This is a genomic window from Dokdonella fugitiva (genome assembly GCF_014138265.1).
In the GTDB taxonomy this organism is placed as follows: Bacteria; Pseudomonadota; Gammaproteobacteria; order Xanthomonadales; family Rhodanobacteraceae; genus Dokdonella_A; species Dokdonella_A fugitiva_A.
Map to the genome: position 1 here is coordinate 306067 of NZ_JACGXL010000002.1, position 17834 is coordinate 323900.

Here is a 17834-nt window from a genome sequence, read left to right on the forward strand (position 1 = left end):
CCTCAGACTTCTTCGGTCGCGGTGCGCTTCGAGCGCTTGATGAGCCAGGCGACGCCGCGCAGGTCGGCGATGCCGACGAGCGCGCGGTTGAGGTTGTTGTACTTCGAGATGCCGCTGCCGCGCGGGCGGTGGTTGACCGGCACCGACTTCACCTGCCAGCCCGCGCGCTGCATCAGCGCCGGCAGAAAACGGTGCATGTGGTCGAAGTAGGGCAGGTCGAGGAAACTCGCGCGCTCGAACAGCTTGATGCCGCAGCCGGTATCGGGCGTATCGTCGCGCAGCAGGCGCGAGCGGATCGCGTTGGCCCACTTCGACGCCCAGCGCTTGCTGCCCGAGTCGCGGCGGTTCACGCGCCAGCCCGCGTAGAGCTTGATCGCCGCAGGGGACTCGTCGCGCATCGCGAGCAGCTTCGGGATGTCGGCGGGATCGTTCTGGCCGTCGCCGTCGAGCGTGGCGATCCACGCGCCGCGCGCGGCCTTCACGCCGTTGCGGATCGCCGTGCTCTGCCCGCTCTGCGCGAGGTGGCGCACGACGCGCAGCTCCGGATAAGCCGCCTTCGCGGCCGCGAGCACCGCGAGGCTGTCGTCCTTGCTCGCGTCGTCGACGTAGACGATCTCGAAATCGACGCGACCACGCAGCGCGGCGGCGATTTCGGCGAGGAGCGGCGGGATGTTGTCGCGCTCGTTGAAGACGGGCACGACCACGGACAATGCGGGCATGGCGGCGGGCCGGTTCGCGAAAGGCGCGCATTATCGCCGGTTTTGCCGGCCGCGGCGGCGACCGGCGCGAAGCCCTGCGCGCAATTGCCGCAGGGCTTAGCCGCGTGCGGTCCGCGCCGGACGCCGCCTCAGTTGGCGCCCGAAGCGACCCGCGGCAGGCCTTCGAGCGCGTTGCGCCAGGCGTGTTCGAGCGCGTCGAAGCGCGCATCGGAAGCGGCGAGCATGAACAGCGTGCCGTCGGCCATCGGCACTTCGCGCGCGACGAGGCCGGCGCGATGGAAGCCCGACGCCTTCTCGGCGCGGTCGCGCACGATGTAGACGACGCTGACAGGCCCACCGGTGCCGGCGCTGACCATGTGCACGCTGCGCCAGCGGCCGATCGGGCACTCGCTGACGTAGGCGACCTCGGGTGGCACGTCGGCGAGCTTGACGCCGCGGTCGGCGAACGCGTGCTCGACCTCCGCCTGCGGCACGGGCGCGACCATCGCGAGCGCATCGTGCTCGTCCGGCGCGGTCACGTGGGCGGCGACCATCGCGCGCAGGCTCGTCGCCTGGCGGTAGCGCACGACGCCGAACGCGAGCAGCACGCTCGCGGCCGCGGCGAGCGCGATCCAGCCGAGCCGGCGACGCGGCTGGAACGGTTCGACCACGTCGCTGCGTCGTGCGGCGAGGATGCGCTCGGCGAGACCATCGGGCACGGGCACCGCGAGCGCCGCCGACAGGCGTGCCTCGAACGCCTCCGCGTCGGCGGCGAGCGCGGCGCAGGCACTGCAGGTCGCCATGTGCGCGCGCGCGTCGGCGTCGCCCACCTGCGGGTCGCTGCCGAGGAGCCGGCGGAACTCAAGGCAGTCCATGCAGCTCCGCCTCCGGTTCCTTGCCGTCGAGCAACGCGCGCAGCTTCTGGCGCGCGCGGAATACCTGGGTCATCACCGCCGATTCGCTGATGCCGAGCTGCGCCGCGACCTCGGCGCAGGAGAAGCCGCCGAGCACCTGCAGCACGAGCGGCTCGCGGTACTTCGGCTCGAGCCTGGCGATCGCCGCGCGCAGCACCGCGTCTTCGCCGCGGTGTTCGGGGCCGGGCGTGTCGTCGCTGAGTTCGAGGTCGGTGATATCGGTGGTCGGCATCGGCTTGCGTTCGTAGAGGCGCGCGTGTTCGCGCCGCAGGATCGTCGCCAGCCATGCTTTCGCCGCGATATCGTCTCGCAGCGCATCGAGCGAGCGCCATGCGCGCAGGAAGGTCTCCTGGACCAGATCCTGCGCGAGCGCGTCCTGGCCGCAAAGCCAGTACGCGTAGCGGTAGAGCTCGCCCGAATGCGCGCGCACGAGTGCCTCGAACTGCTGCTGGCGGTTACCCGCCACGCCAACAGACCGGGGTTTGCCGTCCTGGCTTGCAACTTCCGTCATGCGCGGGAATCACCCATCGAAGCCGTTTTCGAAGATCAGGTCGGGCGTATTGACGGTGAAACTGACCGGCAGCGTCAACGGGTCGTGAGCCACGTCGTTGCTGTGCACGCATATGTTCGCACTGTACGCGCCCGGTGTCAGGCTGGTCGCGTCGAGGGTGACGCCGATGCTCGCGGCGACCCCGCCCGCGGCGATCGAGCCCGAAGTCGGGGCGAGCGCGATCCACGGCACGTCGACAGGCGCGACGCAGCCGGTCGAGGAGGTGTCGACCGTCCAGTCGAGGGTCGCGCCACCGGTGTTGGCGAGTTCGAACCCGGTGGTCGCGCTGCCGCCGGCCTCCGCCGATCCGCTCACGCTGCCCGGCGTGACTTCGACGTTCGGCGTCGCCGCGGAGCCGACCGTGATCGAGCCGGCCATGCCGATGCCGCCGGAGCCACCATGGATTTCGCAGTAGTAGCCGATCGTCCCCGCGGTCGGGAACGTGACCGTGGCTTGCCACGCATTCGCCGACGCGTCGCCGTTGCCGCTGCCGACGCCGTCGCAGCCGTCGGCGCAGCGGAATTCGGTGATCGCACCGTCGTCCGACTTCACGTTGTGGAAGCCGAGGCCGGCCGGGTCGTTCATGAACGTGACGGTGTCGCCGACCGCGATGGTCAGCGGCGAAGGCTCGAAATGACGTCCGCCGGGCCCGTTCTTGGCGAGCACGACGTGGTCCGCGGCGAACGCGGGGGTGGCGCAGAAAGCGAGGCTGGCGACGGCGAGAGCGGTACGACGCATGGCGGTGACTCCCCAGGGGTGGCGGTCCCCGTGGGTACCGGAACGGAGCGCGCGGGTTGCCTGTCGTCGAAAATCATACCTCTAGGCGGAGTACGGCTCCGCCCGCAGCATTAGCGGATGCGCTCGAGGATGCCGTCGAGTTCGTCGAGGCTGTGGTAGTGGATCACGAGCTTGCCGCGACCGTTGCGCGCGTGGGCGAGGCGCACGCGCGTGGCGAGCTTCTCGGCGAGGTCGCGCTCGAGCGCGGCGATGTTCGGGTCCGGTTTCGCCGCGGCCTTGGCCGGCTTCGCGCCATCGCCGCCGGCGCGGCGCACCGCGTCCTCGAGTTCGCGCACGGACCAGCGCTTCTCGACCGCAATGTGGGCGAGCGCGACCGCGCGCGCCTCCGGCAGGGTCGCCAGCGCGCGCGCGTGGCCCATTTCGAGCTCGCGATCGTCGAGCAGGCGCTTGATCTCGGCGGGCAGCTCGAGCAGGCGCAGCAGGTTCGACACCGCCGCGCGAGAACGGCCGACCGCTTCGGCGGCCAGCTGGTGGGTGAGGCCGAATTCGTCGATGAGGCGCGACAGCGCCTGCGCTTCCTCGAGCGGCGAGAGGTCCTCGCGCTGGATGTTCTCGATCAGCGCCATCGCGACGACGGCCTGGTCGGGCACCACCTTCACGAGCGCGGGAATTTCGCCGAGGCCGGCCTGTTGCGCGGCGCGCCAGCGGCGCTCGCCGGCGATGAGCTCGTAGCGGTCCGGTCCGATCGCGCGCACGACCACGGGCTGGATCAGGCCCTGCGCGCGGATCGACGCGGCGAGTTCCTCGAGAGGCTCGGCGTCGAAGTGGTGGCGCGGCTGGTATTTGCCGGGCTGGATCGCGTGGATCTCGAGCGTGCGCAGCTCGCCTTCGGTGTCGACCACGGCGGCCGGCGCGTCACCGCCGCCGCCGAGCAGCGCGTCGAGGCCACGGCCGAGGCTGGAAGGGCGTTTCTTGGCTGCCATGCGTGCGGTTCCTCGTGCGCTCGTCGCGTCAGTGCGTCGCCGCGCTCGCCGGATGGCGTCGCAGCATCTCGCCGGCGAGACTCAGGTAGGCGACGGCGCCGCGCGATTCGCGGTCGTACAGGTTGATCGGCTTGCCGTGGCTCGGTGCCTCGGCGAGGCGGATGTTGCGCGGGATGATCGAGCGCAGCACCTTGTCGCCGAAGTGCTTGGTCAGCTGCAGCGACACCTCGTTGCCGAGGTTGTTGCGCGCGTCGTACATCGTGCGCAGCAGGCCTTCGACTTCGAGCTGCGGGTTGAGGCGCAGGCGCACCGCCTTGATCGTGTCGAGCAGGCTGGTCAGCCCCTCGAGCGCGAAATACTCGCACTGCACGGGAATGAGCACGCCTTGCGCGGCGGTGAGCGCGTTGATCGTGAGCAGGTGCAGGGTCGGCGGGCAGTCGATGAGCACCGTCTCGTAGCGGTCGCCGAGCTTGGCGACCTGCTCCTTGAGGCGCGATTCGCGCGCGAGCGCGTCCATGAGCTTGAGTTCGGCCGCGGTGAGGTCGCCGTTGCCGGGCAGCAGGTCGAAACCGCCCTCGGTCGTCACGATCGCGCGTTCGATCGGCGCCTCGTCGAGCAGCACTTCGCAGCCGTTCGGCTTGGCCGTGCGCTTGTCGATGCCGGACGCCATCGTCGCGTTGCCCTGCGGATCGAAATCGATCAGCAGCACGCGGTGCTTTTCCTCGGCGAGTGCCGCGGCCAGATTGACCGCGGTCGTGGTCTTGCCGACCCCGCCCTTCTGGTTCGCGATCGCGATGATGCGCGTCATGCCCGTGCCACCCGTTCCTGTGGGTCCGGGCCGTCGGCGCCGGAACCGCTGATTATGACCACGTGGCGCTCCGCCTCCAAACCGGGCACGACGAGCGGCTCGACCGCCTCGACCGTGAAGCCGGGCGGCAGCGCGTCGATTTCGTCCTGCGGATGGCGCCCCTTGAGCGCGAGCCAGCGGCCGCCCGGCGCGAGCAGGTGGCCGCCCCAGGCGAGCATGTCGGCGAGCGTCGCGAACGCGCGCGCGGTGATGCAGTCGAACCGGCCCCGCACCGCCTCGACGCGCGCCTCGGCGACGCTCACGTTGGCCAGACGCAGTTCGCGCACGGCCGCGCGCAGGAAGCGCGTCTTCTTGCCGTTCGAATCGACCAGGGTCACCGCGCGTTCCGGCGCTACGATCGCGAGCGGGATGCCGGGCAGGCCGGCGCCCGTGCCGAGATCGGCGAGCGTCGCGCCGCGCACGTACGGCATGATCGCCAGCGAGTCGAGCAGGTGGCGGGTCACCATCTCGACCGGGTCGCGTACCGCGCTGAGGTTGTAGGTCGCGTTCCAGCGGTGCAGCAGCGCGAGGTAGTCGAGCAGGCGCGCGACGACGACGTCGGGCAGGTCGATTCGCAGGGCTGCGAGACCCGCGCCGAGGCGCTGCCGCAGCGGATCGCGGTCAGACATGGCGGTCGCAACGATACGGGGGGCGCGCAGTATCCGCGCGCCCGCGCGCAAAATCCACCGCGCGGGCGATATTCAGGCCGCGGCGAGGTCGACGCGGGCGACGAGCAAGCCGCGCTCGCGAAGCTCGCTGTTGAGCGACTGCTTGAGCCAGCGCCGGCGCGCCTCGGCCTCGTCGGGCAGCACGGCGTAGTCGAACAGGCGCCGCGTGGTGACCCGCAACAGTCCCTCGACGTCGTCGATGACGACGTCGGCGCGCTGCGGGTCGAGCACCTGGAAGTAGACGAGCGCGTGGTAGTCCTGCGCACCGCGGTGCAGCTGGTCGACCGCGACGGTCGCCCCGGCGAGGTCGATCTTGTGGGCGACGCGCTCGAGCAGCGGCAGGACGACGTGCAATCCCGCGCCGACCGTACGGATGCGGCCGCCACGGCTGCGCAATGTGTAGACCTGGCCCTGGGGGATGCGGCGGACGCACGCGGCGACGAGCAAGGCCATCCCGCACAGCGCGGCGATCAGGATCGGGGAACTCACGTTTTCTTCTCTGCGACGTTCTTGTTATCGGGACAGCAACTACGGAGCACTTGACCACGATACGCCCCGAAGGACTAACGATTGCTTAACAGTTTTTCATGCTGCGCCGCGAAACCGGCGTGACATCTTGCCCAGTGAGGCGCGCGGGCGGCCGCGTAGAATGCGCTCCAGTCCGCAATCGAAGACTTCCCGAACCGATGGCCTACCCGCATACCCGCCTGCGCCGCATGCGCCGCGACGCGTTTTCGCGCGCGCTCATGCGCGAAACCGACCTCACCCCGTCCGACCTCATCCTGCCCGTGTTCGTGCGCGAGGGCCGCGACGTGGTCGAAGCGATCCCGTCGATGCCCGGTGTCGAGCGCGTCTCGATCGATCGCCTGCTGCGCGTCGCCGAACAGGCGCATGCGCTGGGCATTCCCGCGCTCGCGCTGTTCCCGGTGACGCCGCCCGAAGCGAAATCGCTCGATGCAAGCGAGGCGTGGAACCCCGACGGCCTCGCCCAGCGCGCGGTGCGCGCGCTGAAGCAGGCACTGCCCGAGCTCGGCGTGATCACCGACGTCGCGCTAGACCCGTTCACGACGCACGGCCAGGACGGCCTCGTCGACGAGCGCGGCTACGTCGTCAACGACGCGACCGTCGAAGCACTCGTCAAGCAGGCGATCTCGCATGCGGAGGCGGGCGCCGACGTCGTCGCGCCGTCGGACATGATGGACGGGCGCGTCGGTGCGATCCGCGCCGCGCTCGAGGTCGACGGCCACGTCAACACGCGCATCCTCGCCTACGCGGCGAAGTACGCGTCGGCGTTCTACGGCCCGTTCCGCGACGCGGTCGGCTCGGCCGGCAACCTCGGCAAGGGCAACAAGTACACCTACCAGATGGACCCGGCCAACGCCGACGAGGCGCTGCGCGAAGTCGCGCTCGACCTCGACGAAGGCGCCGACATGGTCATGGTCAAGCCGGCGATGCCCTACCTCGACATCGTGCGGCGCGTGAAGGAGCACTTCGGCGTGCCGACGCTCGCCTACCAGGTCAGCGGCGAATACGCGATGCTCAAGGCCGCTTTCGCCAACAGCTGGCTCGACGAGCGCGCCTGCGTGCTCGAAGCGCTCACCGGCATCCGTCGCGCCGGTGCCGACGCGATCCTCACCTACTTCGCGCTCGACGCCGCGCGCTGGCTGCGGGGCTAGCGACGGCAACCGTCCTCGGGCGACCGCATGAACCGCTACGCCGTATTCGGGCAGCCGATCGCGCATTCGCTGTCGCCGCGCATCCACGCTGCGTTCGCCGCGCAGTTCGACATCGCGCTCGACTACCGTGCGATCGAAGCAGGGCGCGACACGTTCGCACCCGCGCTCGCCGCGTTCACGCGCGACGGCGGCTGCGGCGCGAACGTGACCCTGCCGCTGAAGGAAGATGCCGGCGCGCTGTGCGCCGCGCTCTCCGATCGCGCGCGTCGGTGCGGCAGCGTCAATACGCTGGTCCGCGTGGGCGACGCCTGGCACGGCGACAGTACGGACGGGGCCGGCCTGCTGCACGATCTCACCCGCCACGGGATCGAGGCGCGTGACGCGCGCGTGCTGCTGCTCGGCGCCGGCGGTGCCGCACGCGCCGTCGCGTTCGCGCTCGCCGACGCCGGCGCACGAGAACTCTTCGTCGCGAACCGCACGCAGGCGCGCGCGCAGGCGCTCGCCGATGCGCTCGACGCACCGGCGCGCGCGCGCGCCTGGGATACGTTGCAGCGCGAGCCTGCATTCGACCTCGTCGTCAACGCGACCTCCGCCGGCCATTCCGGCGACGCGTTCGTGTTGCCGTGCGCGGCGATCGGCGCGACGACCGCGTGCTACGACCTTTCCTACGGCAACGCAGCGCGAGCGTTCCTCGCCGCCGCGCGGGCGGCGGGCGCGCGCGTCGCGTGCGACGGTCTCGGCATGCTGGTCGAACAGGCGGCCGAATCGTTCGCGCTCTGGCATGGCCGGCACCCGCACACGACGCCGGTCCTGGCAGCGCTGCGTGGCTGAGTGGTCGCTGTGCTGATCGCCGGCTCGCCCGGCGGGTATCGCCGTTCGCAACCCACGGCACAAACATCCGTCGCCTCGCGTTCCTCGCTGTGGCCTACGCCTCGAGGATTCGACGATGCATTCCTTCCCTGCGCACCGCACGACCACGACCCGCGCTCTACGCGACACCCCGAGCTGGCTCGCCGCCGTCGCCGCCCTCCTCGCCTCGGCGTCGCAGCCGGCGCTCGCGTTCAACGTGTACAAGGTCGGCGGCGACGCCGCATGCCCCTACGGCACCATCCAGGACGCGGTCGCCGCCGCCGCCGCGAACCCGGGCGTGGACTACGTCTGGATCGCCAACAACAAGACCTACACCAACCAGCGCGTCGTGGTCGCCAACCAGGACGTCATCATCGAGGGCGGGTTCGCGAGTTGCGAGAGCGTCGACGTCGACTCGACGCCGACCGCGATCGACGGGCCGAACAACGACTCCGCCTTCATCGTCGCCGGCAACAGCAACGTCCAGCTCGGTTATCTCGAGATCAGCGGCGGCAGCGGCGACTTCGGCTACGGCGGCGGTGTCGTCTTCGAAGGCAATGGCAGCCTCGTGATCGACCACGCCTGGCTGCACGGCAATGTCGCCGACTACGGTGGCGGGCTCGCGATAGTGCCGACCGGGAGCGCGGTGGTGCAGGTGCACAATTCCACGCTGTCGCTCAATCACGCGACGAACCGCGGTGGCGCGATCTACGTCGGACCGAACACGACGTTCTTCTCCGACAGCCACACCTACATCACCCACAACGACACGGGCACCGGCGCGGCCGGCAGCGGCGGGGGCATCTACGTCGCCGGCGGTGCGACCGCCAGCGTCAGCTCGAACCTCAACAACAACGTGTCCGACTACGGTGGCGGCATCGCGGCATCGCTCAACGACGCACCGACGCGCATCAACCTCTACACGACCGACGCGGGTGCGGCGGCGACCCTCTACGCGAACGTCGCGACACAGAACGGCGGCGGCCTCTACCTCGACGCGAGTTCCCAGCCGGTGACGCTCTGCGCGCAGGATTTCGCGATCGATGCGAACTCCGCGCAGAACGGCGCCGCGTTCATGGCGACCGGGCCGCTGGCGGACGTGCACCTCAACGATGCGACGTTCGGCGACTGCGCCCCGGGTAACGCGCCGGTGCCTGCGGTGGCCTGCACGACGGGCCCGTTCTGCAACGAGATCGCCGACAACGTGTCCCAGCAGAGCGACGCGACGCCGACCGGCGGGTCCACGCTCGTGCTCGGCGCGTTCGGCAGCCAGAGCGCCGGCAACCTGCGCGCAGCGCGCTTCGCCGCGCGCCGCAACCATGCCGGCGCGCTCCTCTACGTCAACGACGAGAACGCGCCGGCGAGCGGGGACCACATCGCATCGATGTCCGATTGCCTGATCGCCGACAACGTCAACGCCTACTACGACATCTGGGCGCACGGCGGCGCGACCGGCACGCTGCTCACGCTGCAGAACTGCACGCTCGCCCACGACGGCGGCACGCTCGCCGCCGCGATCCGCGCCGAAGTGGACCTCGTCACGATCGCGGGCTCGATCGTCGACGAATCCGTGCCCGTCCTCGACGCGACCGGCCTCGGTTCGCTCGTCGCGCAATACGACCTGCTCGGCGACGGCGCCGGTTTTTCTTCCGGCACCGGCATCACCGTGGGCCGGCCGACGTTCGTCGATGCGGCGAATGCGGACTACCACCTGCAGCGCACGTCGCCCGGGGTCGACTACGCGCCGGCGGGCAGCGGCATCGACCTCGACGGCCATCCGCGCGTGGTCGACCTCGCCGATGTCGCCAACGTGCACGGCCCCATGGATCTCGGTGCGTACGAGATCCCGGGCGCCGCGTGCGGGCGTGACGACACGGTGTACTGCAATGGCTTCGATCCACCCTGAGCGGATGCGGGTGCGCGCGCCGGGGCGTCGCCGCATCGCGCGACGCCGGCGCGCATCGGTGGAACGAGCGACAATCCGCGCATGGACCCGCGCCGGCACGTCCCATGACGCCCGATCCCGAGCCGACCGTGGTCGCTTGCCGGGAAGGCTGCGGCGCGTGCTACATCGCGCCGTCGATCAGTTCGCCGATCCCGGGCATGCCGCACGGCAAGCCGGCTGGAATTCCGTGCGTGCAACTGACCGACGACCTGCGCTGCCGGCTGTTCGGGCGACCCGAACGACCCGTGGTCTGCGCGCGCCTGCGGCCCGATCGGTCGATGCGCGGCGACGATCGTGGCGAGGCGCTCGCGATCCTGTCGCGGCTGGAACGCGACACCGCCTGAGCACGACTCGCCCTCTGGCGGCGCACGGCGCGGACGCGCACACTCCCGCCCGGAGGCCGCATGAATCCGAATCCGTCGGTTCCTGCGCAGAGCGCGCAGGAAATATTCGCCGAAGTCTACGCGCGCCTGAAGGCGATGGCCGCGCACCATCTCGCCGCCGTCGGGCCGGCCGCGCGCGTCGATCCGACCGTCCTCGTTCACGAGCTGTTCCTGCGCATGGACGCGCAGGATGGGCTCGTGTTCGAGCATCCGGCGCAGTTCTTCAGCTACGCCGCCCAAGCGATGCGACACCTGCTGCTCGACCTCGCGCGCAGCCACCGCAGCCAGCGTGCCGGTGGCCTCTGGCAGCACGTGACCTTGACCGCGAACAACGAGACGCTCGTGCTGGAGAGCGCCGACCAGGTGATCGCGCTGGACCGCGCGCTCGAAAGCCTGGCCGAGGTCGACGCGCGAGCCGCGCGCGTCATCGAGTTGCGCTATTTCGCGGGCTTGACTTCGGAGCGCGCGGCCGAAGCCCTCGGCATCAGCAAGCGCACGGCTGACCGGGACTGGACGTTCGCCCTCGCGTTCCTCAAGTCCGAACTCGACGGATGACACGAAGCGTGCCGGACCGGCGTTACCCGGTCTGATCGACGACGGACGCACCGATGGCCGAGCCGGCACCGACGCTGCGGGAACTGTTCGAGGCCGCGCTCGCGATCGAGTCGCCGGCCGAGCGTTCGCGCTTCCTCGACGCGCACTGCGACGCGGGTACGCGCGCGCGCGTCGAACGCATGGTCGAATTCGCGCGCGACGAGGCGGTGCCGGCGCCGTCGGTCGCTGCGGTCGCGGCGGTACTCGCCGAGAACGCGCCGGGCTGGGCGCTGCCGCCCGGAACCGGCGTCGGACCGTTCACGCTCGGCGCGGCGATCGGCGAGGGCGGCTCGTCGATCGTGTTCCGCGCGACGCGCCTCGTCGACGGCGTGCGCCAGGAGGTCGCGTTGAAGCTCCTGCGGCGCGGCCTGCATTCGGCCGACTCGCAGCGACAGTACCGGCGCGAACTGCAGGCGCTGTCGCAACTGCGTCATCCGGGCATCGCGCGGCTGATCGACGGCGGCGTGACCGAATCAGGCGCGGCGTATCTCGCGCTCGAACTCGTCGAGGGCCTGCCGATCATCGAGTTCGCGCGCGCGCACCGCCTCGATCTGCGGCCACGGCTCGCGTTGTTCCTCGAGGTCTGCCGTGTCGTCGAGGCGGCGCATCGCGCACTGATCGTGCACCGCGACCTGAAGCCGTCGAACGTGCTCGTCGACGTCGAAGGCCGACCGCGCCTGCTCGACTTCGGCGTCGCCAAGCTGCTCATGTCCGACGACGAGACGCACACGCGGCACGCCGCGTTCACGCCCGCGTACGCGTCGCCGGAGCAGCGCAGCGGGGAGCCGATCACGACCGCGACCGACGTCTACGCGCTCGGCGTCGTGCTCGGCGAGTTGATGACCGGCGAGCGTCTCGGCGACGGCGACCCGCGCACGCCTTCGGGCAGCGTCGTCGAGGGGGCCGACGCCGGCGTGCTGCCCGCATCCGCTCCTGCGACGCGGCGCATGCTCAAGGGCGACCTCGACAACATCGTGCTGAAGGCACTGCAGCACGATCCGGCCGACCGATACGCCTCGGCGGGCCGCCTCGCCGACGACGTCGAGCGGCTGCTCGAGGGCCGACCGGTCTGCGCGCATCCGCCGTCGCGCTGGTATCGCGCGCGCAAGTTCGTCGTGCGCCACAAGGGCGGTGTGGCGACGACCGTCGCATTCCTGCTGGCGGTCCTCGCCGCGCTCGGCATCGCCGTGTGGCAAGCCGACGTCGCGCGCCGGCAGGCGCGCGCGGCACGCGAGCAGGCCGAGCGCGCCGACACGATCCGCGCGTTCCTCGTCGGCGTGTTCGACCAGGCGGAGCCGGACGCGAACCGCGGCCAGCCGATCGCCGCGCAGCAGCTGCTCGCGCTCGGCGAGCAGCAGTTGTCCGCCGGTGCGGAACTGCAGCCTGCCACGCGCCTCGACCTCACCGCGCTGATCGCGCGCCTGTACTGGGACCTCGGCGACTACGAGCGCGCCGAAGCGTTGCTGAAGAAGGCCGTCACCGCGGCGGCGGACCCCGCGATTCCCGGCGAAGTCCGCGCCCGCACGCTCACCACGGTCGCGAAGACGGAATCGGAAAAGCGCGCGTTCGCCGACGCGCTCACGCACGCGAGGGCGGCGATCGCGATCGCGCGCGAGGTGGGCGCGGCCGCGTACGACAGCGAATCGGAAGCACGGCGGGTCGTCGGCGAAGCGCTGCACGGCCAGGACGATTCCAAGGATGCCGAGCCCGTGCTGCGCGAAGCGCTGGCGACCGACCTCGCCGTCTACGGCGATCGCCATCCGTCGGTCGTCGACGACTGGACCAACCTCGGTTCGGCGCTGATCGAACTGTCCCGCTTCGAGGAGGCACGCACGGCGCTTCGCAATGCGCTCGATCTCGCCCATGCGCTGCACGGGCCCGTGCACAGCCGCGTCGCGGCGATTCTCCAGCTCATGTCAGCGGTCTCGGGCTACACCGGCGATTACGCGGCGTCGGAACGCGAGCAACGCGAGTCGCTGGAGATCTACGAGAAGGTGTATGGCCCCGACCATCGCGAGACGCTCACCGCGCGCGGCAACCTGCTGTGGACGATCGAGCACCAGGGCCGCTACGAGGAAGCGCTGCCCGACCGCCTGCGGATGCTGGCCGCGCTCGAACGCATGTCGCGCACGCAGCCGGACCCGTTCGCGTACACCTATGCCGCGATCGGCAACGACTACTTCAAGCTCGGCCGGCTCACCGAGGCGGAGCAGGCGCTGCGGCAGGCGCTCGCGAGCTGGGCCCGCTTCGAAGGCTCGAACGACGAGTGGGACAGCGCCGATCCGCTCGGCATCCTCGCCGACGTGCTGCGCTGGGAAGGTCGCTACGCGGAGGCGGAGTCGACGATGCGCAAGGCGGTCGAGATCGAGCGCAAACACGAACCGGCGGACTCGGGCTGGCTCAACCGCGATGTCGCGGCGCTCGGCGACATCATCCGGCAGCAGCATCGCCACGACGAAGCGTTGCGGCTCGTCGAGTCCGCCGCGGCAGCGCGGCATGACGCCAAACCCGATCCGATCCAGTGCCACATCCTGTCCCGGCTCGCGATGGCGCGGCTCGATGCCGGCGACGCGGAGGCGGCCTATCGGATCGCGAGCGAAAGCGTCGCGACGGCGCGCGCCGTGTTTCCGCCGCACCACTTCAATCTCGGATCGCCGTTGTTCGCGCTCGCGAGCGCCGCGCTGGCGACGAACCGAGCGGCCGATGCGGAGCCGCTGCTGCGCGAGGCGCTCGCGGTACGCAGTCCACCGATTCCGCGTGACGACCTGCGCGTGCTCGAAATCGAGGCCGCGCTCGTGCGCGCACGCGACGCGCTCGGCCGCAACGAGGAGGCTGGCCGCCTGCGCGCCGAGATCGAACCGCCGCTGAAGGCAAATCCGTCGCCGTACGCGGCGGAACTGCTCGCGTCGATGGCCAGGGCGCGCGGCGCCGGCCACTAGCCGCGTGGCACACGCGCGCGCGCGCGCGTTCCTCGACGGTGCCTGCGTCAATTCCGGGTACCGCCATGAACCGTCGTGTTCCGCTCGCGCCCACCGCGCTCATCCTCGCGCTCGCCGGCAAGGCGTTCGCCGCATGCTCGATCAATCCCATCGTGCTGCCGCTGCATTACCGCGTCGGCGCCGACCCCCAGGCTTGCCAGTACGGTGACATCCAGTCCGCGATCGACGCGGTCGGCGAATGCCCGACGATCATCGACATCACGCGCGAGCACCTGTACACGCACCAGCATCTGGGCATCGCCGACAAGGCGAACCTCACCCTGCAGGGCTGGGGCGACGGCGTCACCTGCGCCGATGTCCCGGGGCCTTTCACGTTCCCGCCGTACGCACCGCCCGAGGCTACCGCGCCGTTGGTCACGATCACCGGCAGCAGCGACGGTGGCGGCAGCGTGCTCTACGTGACCGGCACGACCCACCTGAGCGTGCGCAACCTCACCCTCTCCGGCGGTCTGACCTGCACCGGCTGCAGCGGCGGCGGCATCTACTTCTCGGGCCAGGGTTCGCTGGCGCTGACCCGCAGCACGGTCAGCTTCAACGAGTCCGGCTACGGCGCCGGCATCGAGGTCGACGGCAGCAGCGGGCCGGCGACGCTGACGCTCGGCAGCGACACGCTCGTGCTCAGCAATACCGCGGACACGTCGGGCGGCGGCCTTCGCATCGAAGGCGACGCGCGCCTCTACGCGCTGGAGCGGAACACGCTGGTCGCGTACAACCACGCGCCGAACGGCTACGGCGGCGGCCTCGAGGTGCTCGGCCCCGCGCGCGCGGACATCGGTTCGTCCGGCTACAACGGTCTCGGCGTGATCTACGGCAACGATGCCGCCTACGGCGGTGGCGTCGACATCCTCAACTTCGGCGACTCCGCGGAGGCGATCGTGCGCGTGTTCACGACCGACCCCGCGCAGCCGGTGCAGATCGCGCAGAACTTCGCATCGCACACCGGTGGCGCGTTCTATCTGCGACCGTACGAAGCGCTCGGCAGCGCGGGCGGCGGTGCGATCCTGTGCGCCTACGATTTTCGCATCGAAGGCAACGCCGCACAGGAAGGCGCGGCGATCTACGCCGATGCCGACTACGACGGCTTGGGCAATCCGCTCGGCGGCGCGGTCGCTCTCAATGCCAATCCCGCGCCCTACAACGATCCGGCCGGCCGGCCGTGCGTGAAGACCGAGCCGCCGACCGCGCTCGGCGCGGTCGCCTGCGCGGCCGACTCCCCCTGCAATACGCTGGCTGCGAACAAGGCGGAGGACGCGGGCGGAAACCCGACCGGTGGCTCCATCGTTCTCATGCAGAACGCGGCCCAGCTGGTCGGCGATCGCGTGAACATCCGGCACAACACCGGCGCGCACCTGCTGCGTCAGATCGGCGACATCGACATCGGCCCGCCGCGGGCCACGCTGACCAACTGCCTGCTCGCCGGCAACACCGTGAGCGGCGAGGTGATCGCCCAGACCGACGGCGAAGACTCGGTCGTTACGCTCGCATCCTGCACCATCGCCGGCAACAGCATCGGCGCACCGTACGCGTTCCTCGCCCCCGGCGCGCTCGGCTTGTACGACAGCATCATCGACCAGCCCGGGCGCGCGACTGCCGATCCGGCGATCAGCAGTCCCGGCAGCGCCCAGAACGTGCTCAGCAACGACCGCAGCACGTTGCCCGACCGGCCCGACATCCGCGAGGGTGAGCCGAGCTTCGTCGACGCCGTGCACGGCGACTACCACCTGACGCACGCGTCGCTCGGGGTCGACTTCGCGCCACCGAATACCTATACGCCGCATGCCGATCTCGACCGCAAGCCGCGGGTCGTCGATCTGGTGAACGTACCCGACCAGTACGGCCCGATGGATCTCGGCGCCTACGAAATCCAGCCGGCGTGTTCGAGCGCGGACACGGTCTTCTGCGACGGCTTCGATCTCGACTGACGCGCGGACACGAACACGTTCCTCCGGAGACCCGCCATGGCCGCCAACCCGTATCGCCGCTTGATCTCCGCTTTCGTCGCGACCGCGTTGTCCATGGGCGCGCCGCTCGGGGCTGCCGCAACGCCCGCGCCGCGCGGCGGCACGGTCGTCGCGGTCACCACCTGCGACGACGCCGGCAACGGCAGCCTGCGCGACGCAGTGCAGGACGCGCCGGACGGGGCCGTGATCGACCTCGGCGCGCTGCCGTGTTCAGACCGCACGATCCATCTCACGAGCGGCGAGATCGCGTTCACGAATGCGGGCACGCTCTCGATTCGCGGCGTGCCGATCGTGTTCGCCTCGACGCCGGGCGCGTCACCCGCAGCCGTCACGATCGACGCCGGCGGGACGAGCCGCGTCTTCTCGCAGAGTGGAACCGGCTTGCTCGCGATCGTCGGCGTCGCGCTGCGCAACGGGCGTTCCGACGAGCCCGGCGGTTGCCTCGCGTCCGAAGGCGACGTCCGGCTCGAGGACTCCGTCGTCGGCGATTGCGTGGTCGCCGCAACCACGTTCGGCAGCGGCGTCGGCGGTGGCCTCTACGTCGCGCATGCGCTGACGCTGGTGAACAGCATCGTCGTCGGCAATGCCGCGCGCGGGGACTCGGCCGTCTCCGGTGGTGGCTTCGCCGTCGGTGGTGCCCTCGACGTCGCCTACAGCACGATCGCCGGCAACTCGGCGATCGCGACGGGCGTGTTCGGCGACGGCGGCGGCCTGTCCGCGAACGGCGACGTGCTGATCGAGCACTCGACGATTTCCGGCAATACGGCGACCGACATCGGTGGCGCCTACCTCCTCGGCGCCGACGGCGTCGCGACCTTGCGCATCGTCGACAGCACGATCTCCGGCAACAGCGGCGCGCAGGTCGGCGGCATGATGGCACTGCAGTCGCCGGTCGCGATCGCATCCTCGACGATCGCGTTCAACTCGGCCAGCGGAGCCGGCGGCGTCGGCGGACTCGCGGTCGCGAACTCGCCGACGCTCGAAAGTACGATCGTCTCCGGCAACCTCGCGGCCAACGTGGCCGCGGACGTCTCCACGAGTTGCTTCGGCGGCGGCGATTGCGGCTTGCACGTGGACGGCCATGCGAACCTCTTCGGTGCCGCGAACCTGCCGGTTCCGGTGGACACGCTGTCCGTCGACCCCCGGCTGCTCGCGCTCGCGGACAACGGCGGCCCGACGCGGACGCATGCGCTGCAGCCGGGGAGCCCGGCAATCGATGCCGGCAACGCGACGGGCGCAGGTTCCGGAACGCTCGACTCGGACCAGCTCGGCGCGGACTATGCGCGCATCGTCGGGACCGCCGCCGACATCGGCGCCTACGAGAGCGGTGCGGGGCCGCAACGGATCTTCGAAGACGGTTTCGACTGCATCGTCACGCCGGCATTTCCGGTGGCGAAGGTCGAATGCTGAGGCCGGGTCAGGCCTGGGCGGCCGCGAGGTAGCGGTCCTTAAGGCGCATGTAGTGCTGCGCCGAGTAGTACAGGCGCTCGATCTCCTGCGCGGACAACTTGCGCACGCAGCGCGCGGGATTGCCGACCCAGAGCTCGCCTTCGCCGACGACCTTGCCCGGCGCGACGAGCGCACCGGCGCCGATCATGCTGTGGCGATGCACGACCGCGCCGTCGAGCACGGTTGCATGCATGCCGATGAGGCAGGCGTCGTGGATCGTGCACGCATGCACGACCGCGGCGTGGCCGATCGTGACGTCGCTGCCGATGACCAGCGGGAAGCCCTCGTCGGTGTATTCGCCCGCGTGCGTGACGTGCAGGATCGACCCGTCCTGCACGTTCGTGCGCGCGCCGATGCGGATGTAGTGCACGTCGCCGCGCGCGACCACGCCCGGCCACAGCGACGCGTCGTCGCCGAGTTCGACGTCGCCGATCAGGTGCGCACCCGGATCGACGTAGACGTTCGCGCCGAGGCGCGGAAGGATGCCCTGGTACGGCCGGATGTTCATGGCGGAGCCTCGTTGAGACGCGCAAGCCTAGCATCGGCGCGCCGCGCGCGGACGCTTGATTTCGGTCGCGCG

The 17834-nt window shown here is 70.6% G+C and carries 17 protein-coding genes; 8 read left to right on the top strand and 9 right to left on the bottom strand.

The window, feature by feature from the left end; translation table 11 throughout:
* Positions 1-2 precede the first annotated feature (2 nt).
* The 8 genes from FHW12_RS07545 to FHW12_RS07580 form a co-directional block, all read right to left on the bottom strand.
* Positions 3-719: a glycosyltransferase family 2 protein gene (locus FHW12_RS07545; protein ID WP_182530399.1), complete on the bottom strand. Its 717-nt coding sequence runs from the start codon at positions 717-719 to the stop codon at positions 3-5.
* 128 nt (positions 720-847) lie between these two features.
* Positions 848-1573: a DUF3379 family protein gene (locus tag FHW12_RS07550; RefSeq protein WP_182530400.1), complete on the bottom strand. Its 726-nt coding sequence runs from the start codon at positions 1571-1573 to the stop codon at positions 848-850.
* Positions 1560-2078, bottom strand: coding sequence for a sigma-70 family RNA polymerase sigma factor (locus FHW12_RS07555; RefSeq protein ID WP_310735179.1), 519 nt, complete (start codon positions 2076-2078; stop codon positions 1560-1562). The genes FHW12_RS07550 and FHW12_RS07555 overlap by 14 nt, the downstream gene beginning before the upstream one ends.
* Positions 2079-2132: 54 nt before the next feature.
* On the bottom strand, positions 2133-2900 hold the full coding sequence (locus tag FHW12_RS07560; RefSeq protein ID WP_182530402.1) for a cupredoxin domain-containing protein: 768 nt from the start codon (positions 2898-2900) through the stop codon (positions 2133-2135).
* A gap of 110 nt (positions 2901-3010) precedes the next feature.
* Positions 3011-3883 carry a ParB/RepB/Spo0J family partition protein gene (locus FHW12_RS07565; RefSeq protein WP_182530403.1) on the bottom strand — a complete coding sequence of 291 codons (873 nt, stop codon included), beginning with the start codon at positions 3881-3883 and terminating at the stop codon, positions 3011-3013.
* 28 nt (positions 3884-3911) lie between these two features.
* Positions 3912-4691, bottom strand: coding sequence for a ParA family protein (locus tag FHW12_RS07570; RefSeq protein ID WP_182530404.1), 780 nt, complete (start codon positions 4689-4691; stop codon positions 3912-3914).
* Positions 4688-5359 carry a 16S rRNA (guanine(527)-N(7))-methyltransferase RsmG gene (gene rsmG, locus FHW12_RS07575; RefSeq protein WP_182530405.1) on the bottom strand — a complete coding sequence of 224 codons (672 nt, stop codon included), beginning with the start codon at positions 5357-5359 and terminating at the stop codon, positions 4688-4690. The genes FHW12_RS07570 and rsmG overlap by 4 nt, the downstream gene beginning before the upstream one ends.
* A gap of 72 nt (positions 5360-5431) precedes the next feature.
* Positions 5432-5887, bottom strand: a complete 456-nt coding sequence (locus FHW12_RS07580) for a hypothetical protein (protein WP_310735180.1) — start codon at positions 5885-5887, stop codon at positions 5432-5434.
* Between the two features lie 197 nt (positions 5888-6084).
* Between FHW12_RS07580 and hemB the strand changes: the two genes are divergently transcribed.
* From hemB to FHW12_RS07620, 8 genes are all read left to right on the top strand, one after another.
* A complete protein-coding gene (gene hemB / locus FHW12_RS07585) occupies positions 6085-7074 on the top strand; it encodes a porphobilinogen synthase (protein WP_182530406.1) in 990 nt (329 codons plus the stop codon).
* Between the two features lie 27 nt (positions 7075-7101).
* On the top strand, positions 7102-7905 hold the full coding sequence (gene aroE, locus FHW12_RS07590) for a shikimate dehydrogenase (protein ID WP_182530407.1): 804 nt from the start codon (positions 7102-7104) through the stop codon (positions 7903-7905).
* 115 nt (positions 7906-8020) lie between these two features.
* Positions 8021-9829, top strand: a complete 1809-nt coding sequence (locus tag FHW12_RS07595) for a hypothetical protein (RefSeq protein ID WP_182530408.1) — start codon at positions 8021-8023, stop codon at positions 9827-9829.
* A 104-nt stretch (positions 9830-9933) separates the two neighbouring features.
* A complete protein-coding gene (locus FHW12_RS07600) occupies positions 9934-10212 on the top strand; it encodes a YkgJ family cysteine cluster protein (RefSeq protein WP_182530409.1) in 279 nt (92 codons plus the stop codon).
* Positions 10213-10272: 60 nt separating this feature from the next.
* Positions 10273-10806, top strand: coding sequence for an ECF-type sigma factor (locus FHW12_RS07605; RefSeq protein ID WP_182530410.1), 534 nt, complete (start codon positions 10273-10275; stop codon positions 10804-10806).
* Positions 10807-10859: 53 nt separating this feature from the next.
* Positions 10860-13784: a serine/threonine-protein kinase gene (locus FHW12_RS07610; RefSeq protein WP_182530411.1), complete on the top strand. Its 2925-nt coding sequence runs from the start codon at positions 10860-10862 to the stop codon at positions 13782-13784.
* A gap of 65 nt (positions 13785-13849) precedes the next feature.
* Positions 13850-15766 carry a hypothetical protein gene (locus tag FHW12_RS07615; RefSeq protein WP_182530412.1) on the top strand — a complete coding sequence of 639 codons (1917 nt, stop codon included), beginning with the start codon at positions 13850-13852 and terminating at the stop codon, positions 15764-15766.
* 36 nt (positions 15767-15802) lie between these two features.
* Positions 15803-17215 carry a choice-of-anchor Q domain-containing protein gene (locus FHW12_RS07620; RefSeq protein WP_182530413.1) on the top strand — a complete coding sequence of 471 codons (1413 nt, stop codon included), beginning with the start codon at positions 15803-15805 and terminating at the stop codon, positions 17213-17215.
* A 7-nt stretch (positions 17216-17222) separates the two neighbouring features.
* Here the strand turns inward: FHW12_RS07620 and FHW12_RS07625 are convergent, their stop codons facing one another.
* Positions 17223-17762, bottom strand: a complete 540-nt coding sequence (locus FHW12_RS07625) for a gamma carbonic anhydrase family protein (RefSeq protein ID WP_182530414.1) — start codon at positions 17760-17762, stop codon at positions 17223-17225.
* Positions 17763-17834 lie beyond the last annotated feature (72 nt).

Bases quoted from the DNA above. Each gene is read 5' to 3' on its own strand.
- FHW12_RS07545 (WP_182530399.1), bottom strand. From the start codon at position 719: ATGCCCGCATTGTCCGTGGTCGTGCCCGTCTTCAACGAGCGCGACAAC.
- FHW12_RS07550 (WP_182530400.1), bottom strand. From the start codon at position 1,573: ATGGACTGCCTTGAGTTCCGCCGGCTCCTCGGCAGCGACCCGCAGGTG.
- FHW12_RS07560 (WP_182530402.1), bottom strand. From the start codon at position 2,900: ATGCGTCGTACCGCTCTCGCCGTCGCCAGCCTCGCTTTCTGCGCCACC.
- FHW12_RS07565 (WP_182530403.1), bottom strand. From the start codon at position 3,883: ATGGCAGCCAAGAAACGCCCTTCCAGCCTCGGCCGTGGCCTCGACGCG.
- FHW12_RS07570 (WP_182530404.1), bottom strand. From the start codon at position 4,691: ATGACGCGCATCATCGCGATCGCGAACCAGAAGGGCGGGGTCGGCAAG.
- rsmG (WP_182530405.1), bottom strand. From the start codon at position 5,359: ATGTCTGACCGCGATCCGCTGCGGCAGCGCCTCGGCGCGGGTCTCGCA.
- hemB (WP_182530406.1), top strand. From the start codon at position 6,085: ATGGCCTACCCGCATACCCGCCTGCGCCGCATGCGCCGCGACGCGTTT.
- aroE (WP_182530407.1), top strand. From the start codon at position 7,102: ATGAACCGCTACGCCGTATTCGGGCAGCCGATCGCGCATTCGCTGTCG.
- FHW12_RS07595 (WP_182530408.1), top strand. From the start codon at position 8,021: ATGCATTCCTTCCCTGCGCACCGCACGACCACGACCCGCGCTCTACGC.
- FHW12_RS07600 (WP_182530409.1), top strand. From the start codon at position 9,934: ATGACGCCCGATCCCGAGCCGACCGTGGTCGCTTGCCGGGAAGGCTGC.
- FHW12_RS07605 (WP_182530410.1), top strand. From the start codon at position 10,273: ATGAATCCGAATCCGTCGGTTCCTGCGCAGAGCGCGCAGGAAATATTC.
- FHW12_RS07610 (WP_182530411.1), top strand. From the start codon at position 10,860: ATGGCCGAGCCGGCACCGACGCTGCGGGAACTGTTCGAGGCCGCGCTC.
- FHW12_RS07615 (WP_182530412.1), top strand. From the start codon at position 13,850: ATGAACCGTCGTGTTCCGCTCGCGCCCACCGCGCTCATCCTCGCGCTC.
- FHW12_RS07620 (WP_182530413.1), top strand. From the start codon at position 15,803: ATGGCCGCCAACCCGTATCGCCGCTTGATCTCCGCTTTCGTCGCGACC.
- FHW12_RS07625 (WP_182530414.1), bottom strand. From the start codon at position 17,762: ATGAACATCCGGCCGTACCAGGGCATCCTTCCGCGCCTCGGCGCGAAC.